Here is a 12,659-nt window from a genome sequence, read left to right on the forward strand (position 1 = left end):
GGGTTATGAGCGAAGACACCGACGACCTCCTGATTCGCATCATTGAAATTGCGATGCGCGTTCGGCCGGATGAAAGTGGCCGCGTGCGCTTGCCGACGGAGCGCGAGTTGTCAGAGGTTCTGGATGTCCAGCGTCCGACCGTGCGTGAACGGCTCACGGTGCTTGAAACCCTTGGATTCGTGACGCGCCGGCAAGGCAGTGGCACTTTTTTGTCGTTGCCCAATGCGCAAGTCTTGCAGTTTTATTTTGAAGTCAGTCTCAAGCTGGGATTTTTGTCGCTGGAGCAAATTCAAAAAGCCCTGGAGATGATCGGCATGGAGATGGCCGTGACCGCATCCATTGATGCGAGTCGTGAGGAGTTCGATGCCTTGGATGCGGTGGTCGCACGAATGGCTGAAGCCAACAGCATTGATGGCTTTGCCCAATGCCAGCTGGATTTCCATGTCGAGTTGGCCAAAGCGGCGCACAACCCAGTGATCTCACTCATCATTGATGGACTCACCAGCGTGATTCGCACGGTCATGACCAATCGGGTGCGGATGATCTCGGTTGTCAAAGGCAGCTTTGACCGCAGTGTGAACACGCACCGTTCGGTGGTTCAGGCGCTCAGGGATCGGGAGCCCGAAATGGCCCGCATTGCTTTGCAGGAATGCTTTTCCTTGTGGCGCCGGGAATCGGCCAAAATTTCCATGTTGTACGTCACGGAATAAACCCAAGACCGATCAAACGGCCTGAGCCAAGGCCACGAATTCGGCCACGGGCACTTCTTCCGCACGGCGTTGCAAATCAAAACTGCCCGCAAAGCCTTTTTCTTCAAGCCATTTGCCCAAGGTGTTGCGCAAGATCTTGCGGCGCTGGCTGAAGGCCACTTGCACCAGGGTTTCGAGCGTTTTGACATGGACCTCTGGCGGCGTGGCCAGGGGCACCATGCGCACCACGGCGCTGTCCACACGCGGTGGTGGGTCAAAGCTCTCTGGGGGCACAAACAGCACGTTGGCCATGTCGTAGCGCCATTGCAGCATGACCGACAGGCGGCTGTAGTCCGAGGTGGCAGGCTTGGCCACCATGCGGTCGATGACTTCTTTTTGAAGCATGAAGTGCTGGTCTTCGATCACGTCCACCTGCGCCAACAAATGAAAGAGGATGGGCGTCGAGATGTTGTAGGGCAGGTTGCCGACGACCCGAATTTTGGGCGTGGCCGAAGGGGAAGCCTTGGCCAGCATCTGCGCTGCCAGGGCCCGAAAGTCGACTTTCAGGACATCTGATTCGACCACCGACAGGTGCGGGTGTTCGCGCAGGCGCACCGCCAGATCACGGTCCAGCTCGATCACCGTCAGGTGCCCCAAGCGCTCGACCAGCGGCTGCGTCAACGCAGCCAAGCCCGGGCCGATTTCAACCATGGGCTGACCCGCTTCAGGGTTGATGGCGTCCACGATGGCATCGATGATGCCGCCGTCGGTCAAAAAGTGCTGACCAAATCGTTTGCGTGCAATGTGCTTCATTGGGGCGGCTCGCGCATCTCGACATAAGCCCGGCCGCGAATGTCCTGGACCCAGGCGGCATAAGCCTCGTCAAGTTTCTTTTCGCGCAAGGCATTGCGGGCCATGGTGCGCTGCTCCTGCTCGCTCATGGGGGCGTTGCGGCGGTCGGTCACTTCGATCAAATGCACACCAAAACGCGATACCAGCGGTTCGGCCACCTGGCCTGGGCGCAGGCGGTTCATGACTTGTTCGAATTCGGGCACAAACATGCCGGGGTTGGCCCAGCCCAGATCGCCGCCTTGCTGTGCGCTGCCGTCTTGTGACATCTGGCGGGCCACAGCGGCAAAGTCTGCTTTGCCAGACACCACGGCTTGGCGCACTTCGGTGAGCTTGGCCACGGCCTGGTCTTGCGACATTTGCGCAGAAGGACGCAGCAGGATGTGACGGGCACGCGTTTGTGTGATGAGCAAGGTGTTGGCCTGGCGACGCTCAATGACTTTGAGCACGTGAAAGCCTGCAGCGGATCGCACGGGTGCAGCGACTTCACCCGCATTCAAGCTGCGCGTGGCGTTGACAAACAATTCGGGGTAGCGGTCCATGGGGCGCAAGCCCATGTTGCCGCCATTGGCGCCACGGTCCGTGGTTTGAGAAAAGGATTTGGCCAACTCGGCGAAGTTTTCACCGCCACGTGCACGGCGTGCAATGTCTGCAGCGCGCTCGCTCAAGGCCTTGGTTTCCGATTCGCTGCTGTTTTCAGGCACGGCAATCAGGATCATGCCCAAATTGAGTTCAGGCGGCAGTTGCGCCGCTTGGGCCTTCAGCTGTTCGCGCAAAAATTGCTCGACGTCCAGATCGCTGACCCGCACGCGGCCTTCGATTTCGCGTTCACGCAAACGGCTGAGCGTCAGCTGTGTGCGCAACTGCTCACGAAACGTGCTCACTGCAATGCCGTCTTGTGCCAGACGCTTGTGCATCTCTTCTCGTGTCAACTGGTTGCTGGCCGCCACATTGAGTTCGGCTTGGTCAATGGCCTCGTCTTCGATTTTGATGCCCGCATCGCGTGCTTGTTGCAGTTGCGCTTTTTCGTTGATCAGTTGTTCGATGGCCAAGCGGGTGAGTTCGTTGGCATCGGGCTTGCTGCCGCCACGTGCAGTCGCCTCGTTGGCCAGGCGCTGACGCAGCACCTGCACATCGCGGTTGGTGATTGGCTCGGAGTTGACGACCGCCACAATGAAATCAGCCTGGCGGATGGGGGCTGTGGTGGCTTTCACGGGGGCTGCATTGGGGCTTTGTGCCCAAGCGCCGGGTGTGCCGAGCAGGCTGACCGCACCCAGAATGGAGGCCAGCCAAGCTGAACGGACAGGAGAAAACAGGTTATTCATAGTGCTGGAACCGACTGGGTTGAACCGTGCTGTCGCGCAGGTATTGGTAACGGGGAATGTTGTCACTGAGGCTCTTCAAGGGGCTGACGCCCACACGTGCAAAACCGACAAATTCAAGCTGGAAAAGGATTCGGCTGGTGGCGCTGCTGGCGCTGACACTGGACACGTTGGTTTGGAGCCGCTGAAAGGCGACCCTGCCCAGCCAGCAGCCCGCATCGTATTCGAGGCCCACCAAAGTGTCCACCAGACTGCGCTCTTTCAAGCTGTAGTTCAGGCGGCCCACTGTGTACCAGCGGTCAGGCCCCAGACCTTGGCCGGAGGTCCGTGTCCAGGCGCTTTCTGCTTGCCGGTCGGTTCGGCCGATCAGATCACTCACAGGCCATTGCCAGCCGAAGTCCACAAATTCGGTTTTGGGCGTGACTTGGTTGTTGGCGCGGTACGCCATGTTGATGACGCGGTAAGGGCTGTGGCTGTAACGCCCTTGCAAGGTGGTCCGGCTGATCTCATGCGTCTGGTTCTTGGCCTGGATGGTGCCGTCGAACGACCAGCGGTCATCCCAACGGATGCCCGCGCCGAACAAGATATCGCTCAGCCCGGCGGCTCTGTCGGCCTGATTGGACGACAGGTTGACCTGTTGATCGGAAAACCGGATCCGCTGTGCCACACCCACCCGCAGCATTTCAGCACCCGTGCCTGCATCAAAAAACCGGCTGTTCAGGCCCAAAGTCAGGGCATCGTTGTCCACCAGCCGGTCATGTCCTACATAGGCGTTTTCGTTGAAGATGGTCGACAGGTTGAAGTCGGCGGCACCGCTGTCATACACCGGCAGCATGTCCTGGTTTTTATAGGGTGTGCGGGCGTAAAAAGCGCGGGGCTCCAGTGTTTGCAAAACATCGCGGCCAAACCAGCGGGTTTCGCGCTCAAACACCAGGCCAGAGTCCACACTGAAGGTGGGCAGGACGCGGTTGACCGACAGGGCGCCGTTGTCGAGGGCGCGGTCCATCTGGTAGCGTGTGGCGTGCAGCTGCAGCTTGGGCGTGACAAAGCCCCAAGGGCGAATCCACGGACGGCTCACCTGTGCTTGTATGAAGCTGCGCTCCCCGTTGCGCGGTAAGGTGCCCGCACTGACCAAACTGGCCACGCGTGAATAGTCGGCCTCAAACCGTGTGGTGTCGCCCACCACCGACCAATCCAGGCCCTCGGCATTCCATTGGCCATAGCGCATGGTGATTTGCGGTGCCCGGTCGTAGGGCGGGGCAGCCTCTTGCAGGTTTTGCCAGCGCTGCACTTGGGCGGTCATGCTGAAGTCGCCTCTGCCCCATGACAAAACCCCCGTGGAGGGCAGCACACGTTGGGTCAAAGCCAAACCAGAGCGGGGGAAGTCACGCCAGTAGTTGTTGTCGCTGACCCGGTTCAAGGTGAGGCCCAAGCCAATGCGGCCCACACCGTCCAGGCCGGTCTCAATGCCGCCACTGTGTTGGCTCGACAGGCCCCAGCGGTTGGCGTCCCGCAATTTGTCGGCCGGCATCAGGTTCAGACGGACTTGGCCGCTGTAGTCCCGCTCCAGATAACGGAATTCCGTGTCTGCGGCGATGCCGCGTTGGCTCATCACATGCGTGGTGACCGTGGCGTCGCGGTTGGGGGCGATGTCAAAGTAATACGGCTGCGCCACCTCCACCCCGTTGACCGTGTCGACGCTGAACAGCGGTGGCAGCAAGCCGGATTTGCGTTCGTTCGTCAAGGGCAGGCTCAGGGAAGGTGCCGCGAAAATCGGCACGTCCTGAAAGCGGAACTGCACGCCTTTCGCGTCGATCGTGGACTCTTCTTCGTTGATCGTCAGTTGGGTGGCTTTCAGCAGCCATTCGGGCAGCCATTCCGGCCCAGGCGTGCGTCGGCAGGTCGTGTAGTTGGCTTGGCGAAGGATGGTGCGGTTGTTGTCCACAAACTCCACTTCGGCCGCCTGGCCATAGCCGCCACTGCTGTACAGCTCAAAATCCGGTTTTTCAAAAATGCCCTGAAAGCTGTCGACTTTCAGATTCAGATGCGGCCCCATGAAGACGCTGCTTTCACGGCTCACACGCACGTGGCCTGAAGCGTCCACCACATCCTGGGTTTGGTCGTAGTCCACCCGGTCTGCGCTCACGGCCAATCCGGGCCGCCGGATGCTGGCCTGGCCCTTCACGACCAGGTCCATGTCGGGGCGTGCGGTGATTTGCTCGCCCTTCACAAAGACCGCCCCTTCGGATTGCTGGCGCTCGGAGACTTTTTCTTCCAGCAAAGGGCTGCTGCGCAAGGGCAAGCCTGCGGGTTGGGCTTGGGCCCAGCTGGCACCCAGCGTCAACAAGGCGGCCGCGACCGCCACAGCGCGTGGGGCAGAGAGGGCAGCGGGGGTTAACGGCAGGGATGGCGAAGAAAAATGGGTGACCACAAATGGCAAAAATGATGGAAAGTGGCAGCCTGTCATTGCCCAGAAAGGACGCTGGCGGGCTTTGTAGAATGCGATTATCCATGAGCCACCCCTCTTCACCCCCAATCCCCTCGCCTGCACCTGTTTCTGAAGTCAGCTGGGCAGACCCTGTACGGCAAGCTTTGTTCCAGCACTGGATCGCAGGCATCGCCTCAGCGCAAGGACTCTTGCCCAAAAGCGTGCGCATCGCCTCGGCCGATGCCAGCTTTCGCCGCTATTTGCGGGTGGACACCGTACAAGGCGACAGCCGCATCGTCATGGACGCCCCACCCGACAAAGAAAACTCGGAGCCCTTTGTCCGCATTGCCGCCTTGATGAAAAACGCGGGCCTGAACGCCCCCGTAGTGCTGGACTGGCACGAAGCCCATGGCTTCATGCTGCTGACCGACCTGGGCGACGCCACCATGATGTCGGCCATCGATGCCGAGCGCCCACAGGCCAACCATGGCCTGTACATGCAGGCGGTCGACACGCTGGTGCAGTGGCAATTGGCCTCGCGCCCCGGTGTGCTGCCGCCCTACGACGCCGCCTTGCTCAACCGCGAGCTGAGCCTGTTCCCTGACTGGTATTTGGGCCAGCACAAAAACGTGCAACTCGCTGGCCAAGACAAAGAGACCGTGGACAAGGCGTTTGCCCTGATCGTGCAGCGCAACCTGGCCGCACCCAGCGTGTATGTGCACCGCGATTTCATGCCGCGCAATTTGATGATGCCTTTCGGCGGGCGTGCGCAGCTCGGTGTGCTGGACTTTCAGGACGCGGTGTACGGCCCCATCACCTATGACATCGCCAGCCTGATGCGCGACGCCTTCCTGACGTGGGACGAAGACTTCGTGCTCGACATCACCATCCGCTATTGGGAAAAAGCCCGCAAGGCCGGGCTGATGGATTTTGAAGACTGGCACAGCGACTTTGGCGCGTTTTACCGCGCTGTGGAGTGGATGGGCTTGCAGCGTCACCTCAAGGTCGCGGGCATTTTTGCCCGCCTGACCCTGCGCGACGGCAAACCCAAATACCTGGCCGATGCGCCGCGCTTCATCCACTACATCCGCAAGGCCTGCGACCGCTACCGCGAACTTGGGCCCCTGCTCAAACTGATCGACGAGATCGAAGGCACCACGCCCCAGGTTGGTTTCGCTTACGGTCGGATGTGAGCACCCCATGCCGCGTTTTTACTGCCCCGCCCCCCTGGCCACCGGCCTGGCGCTCAGCCTGCCCGCTGGAGCTGCCCGCCATGTGCAGGTGCTGCGCATGCAACCGGGCGATGTCATCACCCTGTTCAACGGCGAAGGCGGCGAGTTTGACGCCACCGTGACCCGCATGGGCCGCAGCGATGTGGAGGTTGAGGTTGGCGAGCACCGCGCAGTGGAGCGAGAAGCCGCCCGCGCCGTGCATTTGCTGGCGGGCATCACCGCCAACGACCGCATGGACTGGCTGGTCGAAAAAGCCACCGAGCTGGGTGTGGCCAGCATCACACCGCTCATGGCCGAGCGCAGCGTGCTCAAGCTCAAGGGCGAACGCGCCGACAAAAAGCTGGCCCACTGGCAAGGTGTGGCCGTGGCTGCAGCCGAGCAGTGCGGCCGCAACCGCGTGCCCACCATTCACCCCGCCGTGACCCTGAACGAGTGGCTCAAACACGCCGCAGCCGGTGAGCGCTGGGTGCTGTCTTTGTCTGAAGGCACCCGACCGCTGTCGCAAATGACAGGCACGGCATCCGTGACCGTGCTCAGCGGTCCTGAAGGTGGTTTGAGTCCCACCGAAGAAGCGGCGGCCCTTTCGGCCGGTTTTGTGCCCGTCACACTGGGCCCGCGCGTGCTGCGCGCTGAGACCGCTCCCTTGGCTGTGTTGGCCGTTTGCGCCTGACCCGTCCAGCACGCTTTGTGTTGTAGGAGCTTGCCTGCAAGCGATGGCAGGCGAGACGTTTGATTTGCAGGAGCCAGTTTGTTGGCGACAGGTGCTTGTGGTTTGCGAGAGTGATCGCTTGCAGGCAAGCTCCTACAGAGATGGGCAGGCCAAGGCGACATGGCTTTATCTGCGGCAGGCGATACACTGCCCGGCATGAACGCCAACCTGATCCTCCTCACGCTCTGCCAGGGCTTGTTCCTGACCAACAACGTCACCTTCATCGCCATCAATGGCTTGGTGGGTCTGAGCATTGCGCCGCTGGGCTGGATGGCGACTTTGCCCGTCATGGGCTACGTGGTGGGCGGTGCCGTGTCAACCGGCCTGGTGGCCAAGAGCCAGTCACGTTGGGGGCGAAAAGTGTCGTTTCAGCTGGGTTTGGGTGTGGCTTTGTTTTCGGCCCTGTTGGCCGCTTATGCCGCTTGGAGCCACAACTTCTGGCTGCTGGTGGCGGCCACCGTGATCGCGGGTTACTACAGCGCCAATGGCCAGTTGTACCGTTTTGCCGCTGCCGAACTGGCCGCTGACAGCTTCCGCGAAAAAGCGGTCTCACTGGTGTTGGCCGGTGGTTTGATCGGTGCCATCGTCGGCCCCAACCTGGCTTCGCGCACCCGCACTTTGCATGAAACGCCGTTTCTCGGGGCTTACATGGCCTTGGGTGTTGTGGCGGTGCTGGCCATGCTGTGCATGGCCTTCATCCGTTTCCCTGCGGTGCCCGCCAAAAAGCCCGGAGACAGCACGGGCCGCCCTTTGGGCGAGATCATGCGTCAGCCCGTGTTCATCGTGGCGGCAGCGGCCGCAGCGCTGAGCTACGGCGTGATGAACCTGCTCATGGCCGCCACCCCGCTGGCCATGCAGGTGTGCGGGTTCAGTTTTGACGACGCGGCGCTGGTGCTGGAGTGGCATGTGATCGGCATGTTCGCGCCTGGCTTCTTCACGGGCCACTTGATCAAGAAATTCGGCACTCTGCAGATCATGGCTGTGGGTGTGGTGATCAACTTCGCCTGCATCGTCATTGCGCTCACCGGGGTTGGGCTGCACCAGTTCCTGATCGCGCTGTTCTTGCTGGGTCTGGGCTGGAACTTTTTGTTCACCGGCAGCACCACGCTGGCCATGAAGGCCTGGACGCCGGCTGAAAAAGACCGGGGTCAGGCCGCCATCAACTTCTTTGTGTTCACCACCATGGCGTTCACGTCGTTTGCATCGGGTGCCTTGGTCACCACGCAAGGCTGGGCCTGGTTGAACATTGGCTCATTGCTGCCTGTGGCGCTGACCGGTGTGGCCTTGGTGTGGATGGCGATCAAACAGAAAAGCGTCATGAAAAGCGGGTCATCAGCCAGCGCTTGAGCGCGGTGAACACCTGGGCGCGGTAGAGGTCGTTGAAGATCTCGTGGTACATGCCTTCAAAGCACTGGGCCTGCACCACGGCCTGCGGTGCCGCTTGCGCGAAGTCGGCGCTGGCCTGCGCATTCACCAGCTTGTCCTGGCCTGCATAGAGCAGCAAAGTGGGGACTGACCACTGCGCAGCATCTTCCAGCGTTTGGGTGCCGTTGTTCAGAATCCAGGCGGCCAGACCTGTGGAAATGCGCCGGTGCACCATCGGGTCGGCTTGGTAGGCTTTGACCACGTCGGGGTCACGTGCCACCAGCTCGGTTTTCAGACCGTTGTCCACCCGCAGGTGCGGCACCACGCGGGGCAAAGTGGCCAGCAGCATTTTTTGAAACAGCGTGGGGAACGCCCCCAAGGCCGGGGAAGACAAAACCGCCGCATCCACCGGGCGCAGTTGTTCGGCCAGTGTGCGCGCCACCACCAGGCCACCCATGCTGTGGCCCAGCAAGATCAGGGGGCTTCCCATCAACGCGGGCTGTTGCCGTGTGTCGTCGATCACCCGGCACAAATCGGCTTGCAAACTGCCGGGGCGCAGCAGGTCGCCGCGTGCACCGTCGGACCGGCCATGGCCTTGCTGGTCGTAGGCGCGCACCGCAAAACCCCATTGGTGCAAATTGGCTGCCAGTTCGCCATAGCGCCCGGCGTGTTCGCCCAGGCCGTGGACCAAGAGCACCGTGCCCAAGGGCTTGGCCGCAGGCAAGATCCAGTCATGCACGGCCAGCTGGCCTGCTTCTCCTTGCAGTTCTGAAATCGTCGGGCGCGAGATGGAAAGCCGCTGCGAAAACATCATGGCATCCGGGCCATGACTTCGGCCACCGCCGCCGTGAGTTTTTTGGCATAGGGCACATGCAAAAACTCGTTCGGGCCGTGTGCGTTGCTCTTGGGGCCGAGCACGCCACACACCATCATTTGCGCTTTGGGGAAACCCGCGCTCAGCATGTTCATGAGCGGAATGGTGCCGCCCTGCCCGATGTAGCCCACGCCCGCGCCAAAGTGCGCCTGGCTGGAGGCGTTGAGCGCTTGCTCGAACCAAGGCAAGGTGTCGGGCGCGTTCCAGCCGGTGGCACCGCCGCCGCTTTCAAAGGTGACTTTGGCTTGGTAAGGCGCGTTGTCTTCGAGCAAGGCTTTCATCTCGGCCACGGCCTGCGCCGCGTCCACCAGCGGAGGCAGGCGCAGGCTGAGTTTGAAGGCGGTGTAAGGCCGTAGCACGTTGCCCGCGTCTTTCAGGGCCGGAAAGCCGTCGGCGCCTGTCACGCTCAATGTGGGCGTCCAGGTGCGGTTGAGCAGGGCCTGGGTCGGGTCGGTGGTGGTGGGCAGGGCAAAGCTGGTCGAGCCACCGCAATCGTAGTGCGCCCACGGAAAACGCTTGTACACCTCGTCGCCCAGAATGGCGGCTGTGGCCTGCGCTTGCGCCAGCCGCTCGGCAGGCACTTCGCAGTGGAAGCTTGCAGGCAGCAGACGGCCCGTGGCGCTGTCTTCGAGGCGGTCGAGCACCTGCCGCATGATGCGGAAACTCGATGGCACCAGGCCCGAGGCGTCGCCCGAGTGGATGCCTTCGGTCAAGATTTGCACCTTGAGCGTGCCGCTGGCCATGCCGCGCAAACTGGTGGTGAGCCACAGCTGGTCGTAGTTGCCCGCGCCGCTGTCCAGGCAAATCACCAGACCCACATCACCCATGCGGGTGCGCAGTGCGTCCACATAAGGCAGCAGGTCATACGAGCCCGATTCTTCGCAGGTCTCGATCAAGCCCACGATGCGCGGGTGCGGTGTCTTCTGGCTCTTGAGCGCCTGCACCGCCGCGATGCTGGCGTAGACCGCATAACCGTCGTCGGCGCCGCCCCGGCCATACAGCTTGCCGTCTTCGTAAACCGGGGTCCAGGGGCCGAGGTCGTTGCGCCAGCCGTTGAACTCGGGCTGTTTGTCCAAGTGGCCGTACATCAGCACCGTCTGGCCTGAACCCTCGTCTGGGCTGCGGGTGGCAGCGACTTCGAAAAACATGACCGGCGTACGGCCGGGCAGGCGGATGACTTCAAGTTGGAGCCCTTCCACTTTTTGGGCTTCCACCCACTGCGCGGCGTTGCGCAGCACGGTCTCGATGTGGCCGTGCGCGGCCCAATCGGCATCAAATGAGGGCGACTTGGCCGGGATTTCGATGTAATTTTTCAGCTCGGGCAGGATGCTGCTGTCCCAGGCTTGGGTGACCTGGCTCAGGGCTTGGGCGCTGTCCAAGGTGCCAGCGGGCATTTCGCGGTGCAGGGGTGCGTTCATGGGCGTACTCCGAAAATGACAACACAAGATCAAAGACTGTAGCGGTTTTGTGCGCGGGATGTCACGGCAGACATGGACCAAGGTGACACGAACGGGCCTCTGTGGGTGGACGGCACCGGCACAATCGGCAGACCGCAGTCTTCAGGGTGTGAACACCCCCAAACGGGAGCAGCCGATTGAGCACACATTCGATGAAATCGCCAACGCCAAGCGGGGCCATGCCCCTGCGGATCGGCGGCATTGTGCTGGCTGCTGGCGCGGGCAGCCGCATGGGCTATCGGCCCAAATGCTTGATGCAGAGGGACGGCGAAAGCCTGCTGACGGGGCAACTGAAGGCCTTGTCGCAAGTGGGCGTGACAGAGCTGCTGCTGGTGCTGGGGCACCATGCCGAGCGCATCCAGCAAGAGGCTTGCCTGAGGCAGTTTCCAGTCCGCACCGTGCGCAATCCGCAGCCCGACGCTGGCCATGTGGGTTCTTTGCGAGCAGGCCTGCAGGCCTTGAGCCCAGAACCCGATGCCGTCATGGTCGTGCTGGCCGATCAAGCCCTGATCAATGCCCAGGACATGGCTGACTTGGTGGGTGCTTTTGTGTCTCGTCCGAAAGGCATGGACATGCTGCAACCCTTTGTGCAAGGCTTGCCCGGCAACCCGGTGGTGTTTTCGATGTCGGTTGCCCGGCAAATCCTGGCATCTGATGCGCAAGTGGGTGCACGGCAATGGCAGCAAGCCCACCCCGAAGGGCTGTACCGGTGGGAAACACCCAATCCGCACTACCGCATGGATGTGGACAATGAAGAAGACCGGCAGACGCTGCAAGCGTTGACGGGACATCGTCTGTGCTGGCCGGATGATTTGAGTCAAGCGCTCGGCGGCTGGACAGAGCCCGTCAAGCCCAAAGAGTGAGGGGCTGAATGCGTGGCTTGGGGTGAGTGTGTTTCAGCGCCAGGCTTGAAACCAGCCCAAGCCCCGCGATGTGCCGCCAGCCGAGGCATCGGCCGGGTTGTATTCGCAGCCCACCCAGCCGTCCCAGCCGCACTCGGCGCTCACGCGGTCAATGGTCTGGAAGATGTGCTGCCAGTTCACCTCGCCCGTGCCAGGCTCGTTGCGGGCGGGCACATCGGCGATCTGAAAATGCCCCACGCGGCCCGTGGGCAGGTATTGGGCAATCTTGGCGCTCAGGTCGCCTTCGACGATCTGGCAATGGAACAGGTCCATCTGCACCTTCACGTTGGCCGCACCCACCGCTTGCACAATGCGGTGCGCGTGGTCTTGCCGGTTGAGGTGAAAGCCCGGCACGCTGCGCGTGTTGATCGGCTCGACCAGCACGTCGCGCCCGGCCTTGGCGGCCTCAAGAGCCGCCCATTGCAGGTTGCCAATCAGCGTGGCATCGGCGGCTTCAGCGCTTGCACCTTCAGCACGCAAACCCACCATGGCGTGCACGCGTGGGCACTGCAGGGCATCGGCCCATTCCAGCGCGTGCACAAAGCCCGCACGGAACTCGGCCTCGCGCCCCAGCACACTGGCCGTGCCCCGGTGCCCATCGGCCCAAGCCACGTTGAAGCCCGCCACATCGGTGCCACCGGCCGGGGTGTTGAACAGCACCTGCTGCAGGCCGTTGTGTTTCAGGCGTGCCGTGATGTCTGCTTTGGCAAACGCATAGGGAAACAAATATTCCACCGCTTGGAAGCCGTCTTGGGCTGCCGCTTCAAAGCGGTCCAGAAACGGCAGGTCGGGGTACATCATCGACAGGTTGGCGGCAAAGCGGGGCATCGTG

General features: G+C 61.8%; 11 protein-coding genes. 5 read left to right on the forward strand and 6 right to left on the reverse strand.

The features are described 5' to 3' along the window. Window positions 1–5: 5 nt before the first annotated feature. A complete protein-coding gene (locus ACZ5VE_RS15510) occupies window positions 6–710 on the forward strand; it encodes a FadR/GntR family transcriptional regulator (RefSeq protein ID WP_464456003.1) in 705 nt (234 codons plus the stop codon). Between the two features lie 12 nt (window positions 711–722). Here ACZ5VE_RS15510 and rsmA read toward each other — a convergent pair whose 3' ends face one another. Genes rsmA through ACZ5VE_RS15525 form a run of 3 tightly spaced genes read right to left on the reverse strand, consistent with a single transcriptional unit; the run spans window position 723 to window position 5,225 of the window. Continuing rightward, window positions 723–1,502, reverse strand: coding sequence for a 16S rRNA (adenine(1518)-N(6)/adenine(1519)-N(6))-dimethyltransferase RsmA (gene rsmA / locus ACZ5VE_RS15515; RefSeq protein WP_464456004.1), 780 nt, complete (start codon window positions 1,500–1,502; stop codon window positions 723–725). Continuing rightward, window positions 1,499–2,863 carry a peptidylprolyl isomerase gene (locus tag ACZ5VE_RS15520; protein WP_464456005.1) on the reverse strand — a complete coding sequence of 455 codons (1,365 nt, stop codon included), beginning with the start codon at window positions 2,861–2,863 and terminating at the stop codon, window positions 1,499–1,501. Before ACZ5VE_RS15520 ends, rsmA begins: the two co-directional genes overlap by 4 nt. Then, on the reverse strand, window positions 2,856–5,225 hold the full coding sequence (locus ACZ5VE_RS15525) for an LPS-assembly protein LptD (protein ID WP_464456006.1): 2,370 nt from the start codon (window positions 5,223–5,225) through the stop codon (window positions 2,856–2,858). The genes ACZ5VE_RS15520 and ACZ5VE_RS15525 overlap by 8 nt, the downstream gene beginning before the upstream one ends. 146 nt (window positions 5,226–5,371) lie before the next feature. Here ACZ5VE_RS15525 and ACZ5VE_RS15530 point away from each other — a divergent pair, with 146 nt between their 5' ends. From ACZ5VE_RS15530 to ACZ5VE_RS15540, 3 genes are all read left to right on the forward strand, one after another. Continuing rightward, window positions 5,372–6,481: an aminoglycoside phosphotransferase family protein gene (locus tag ACZ5VE_RS15530; protein ID WP_464456007.1), complete on the forward strand. Its 1,110-nt coding sequence runs from the start codon at window positions 5,372–5,374 to the stop codon at window positions 6,479–6,481. 7 nt (window positions 6,482–6,488) lie between these two features. Beyond that, a complete protein-coding gene (locus ACZ5VE_RS15535) occupies window positions 6,489–7,190 on the forward strand; it encodes a 16S rRNA (uracil(1498)-N(3))-methyltransferase (RefSeq protein WP_464456008.1) in 702 nt (233 codons plus the stop codon). A gap of 195 nt (window positions 7,191–7,385) precedes the next feature. After that, on the forward strand, window positions 7,386–8,576 hold the full coding sequence (locus ACZ5VE_RS15540) for an MFS transporter (RefSeq protein WP_464457519.1): 1,191 nt from the start codon (window positions 7,386–7,388) through the stop codon (window positions 8,574–8,576). Here ACZ5VE_RS15540 and ACZ5VE_RS15545 read toward each other — a convergent pair. Continuing rightward, on the reverse strand, window positions 8,545–9,405 hold the full coding sequence (locus ACZ5VE_RS15545) for an alpha/beta hydrolase (protein WP_464457520.1): 861 nt from the start codon (window positions 9,403–9,405) through the stop codon (window positions 8,545–8,547). The two genes, ACZ5VE_RS15540 and ACZ5VE_RS15545, sit on opposite strands and share 32 nt — an antisense overlap. After that, complete coding sequence (locus tag ACZ5VE_RS15550) at window positions 9,405–10,886, reverse strand: M20 family metallopeptidase (protein ID WP_464456009.1); 1,482 nt, start codon at window positions 10,884–10,886, stop codon at window positions 9,405–9,407. Before ACZ5VE_RS15550 ends, ACZ5VE_RS15545 begins: the two co-directional genes overlap by 1 nt. Window positions 10,887–11,104: 218 nt before the next feature. Between ACZ5VE_RS15550 and ACZ5VE_RS15555 the strand changes: the two genes are divergently transcribed. Further along, window positions 11,105–11,788: a nucleotidyltransferase family protein gene (locus ACZ5VE_RS15555; RefSeq protein ID WP_464456010.1), complete on the forward strand. Its 684-nt coding sequence runs from the start codon at window positions 11,105–11,107 to the stop codon at window positions 11,786–11,788. A gap of 33 nt (window positions 11,789–11,821) precedes the next feature. Here ACZ5VE_RS15555 and otnI read toward each other — a convergent pair whose 3' ends face one another. Next, complete coding sequence (otnI, locus tag ACZ5VE_RS15560) at window positions 11,822–12,655, reverse strand: 2-oxo-tetronate isomerase (RefSeq protein WP_464456011.1); 834 nt, start codon at window positions 12,653–12,655, stop codon at window positions 11,822–11,824. Between the last annotated feature and the right edge of the window lie 4 nt (window positions 12,656–12,659).

The organism is Limnohabitans sp. INBF003, assembly GCF_055396645.1.

Bases quoted from the DNA above. Each gene is read 5' to 3' on its own strand.
- ACZ5VE_RS15540 (WP_464457519.1), top strand. From the start codon at position 7,386: ATGAACGCCAACCTGATCCTCCTCACGCTCTGCCAGGGCTTGTTCCTG.
- ACZ5VE_RS15520 (WP_464456005.1), bottom strand. From the start codon at position 2,863: ATGAATAACCTGTTTTCTCCTGTCCGTTCAGCTTGGCTGGCCTCCATT.
- rsmA (WP_464456004.1), bottom strand. From the start codon at position 1,502: ATGAAGCACATTGCACGCAAACGATTTGGTCAGCACTTTTTGACCGAC.
- ACZ5VE_RS15510 (WP_464456003.1), top strand. From the start codon at position 6: ATGAGCGAAGACACCGACGACCTCCTGATTCGCATCATTGAAATTGCG.
- ACZ5VE_RS15555 (WP_464456010.1), top strand. From the start codon at position 11,105: ATGCCCCTGCGGATCGGCGGCATTGTGCTGGCTGCTGGCGCGGGCAGC.
- ACZ5VE_RS15530 (WP_464456007.1), top strand. From the start codon at position 5,372: ATGAGCCACCCCTCTTCACCCCCAATCCCCTCGCCTGCACCTGTTTCT.
- otnI (WP_464456011.1), bottom strand. From the start codon at position 12,655: ATGCCCCGCTTTGCCGCCAACCTGTCGATGATGTACCCCGACCTGCCG.
- ACZ5VE_RS15550 (WP_464456009.1), bottom strand. From the start codon at position 10,886: ATGAACGCACCCCTGCACCGCGAAATGCCCGCTGGCACCTTGGACAGC.
- ACZ5VE_RS15545 (WP_464457520.1), bottom strand. From the start codon at position 9,405: ATGTTTTCGCAGCGGCTTTCCATCTCGCGCCCGACGATTTCAGAACTG.
- ACZ5VE_RS15535 (WP_464456008.1), top strand. From the start codon at position 6,489: ATGCCGCGTTTTTACTGCCCCGCCCCCCTGGCCACCGGCCTGGCGCTC.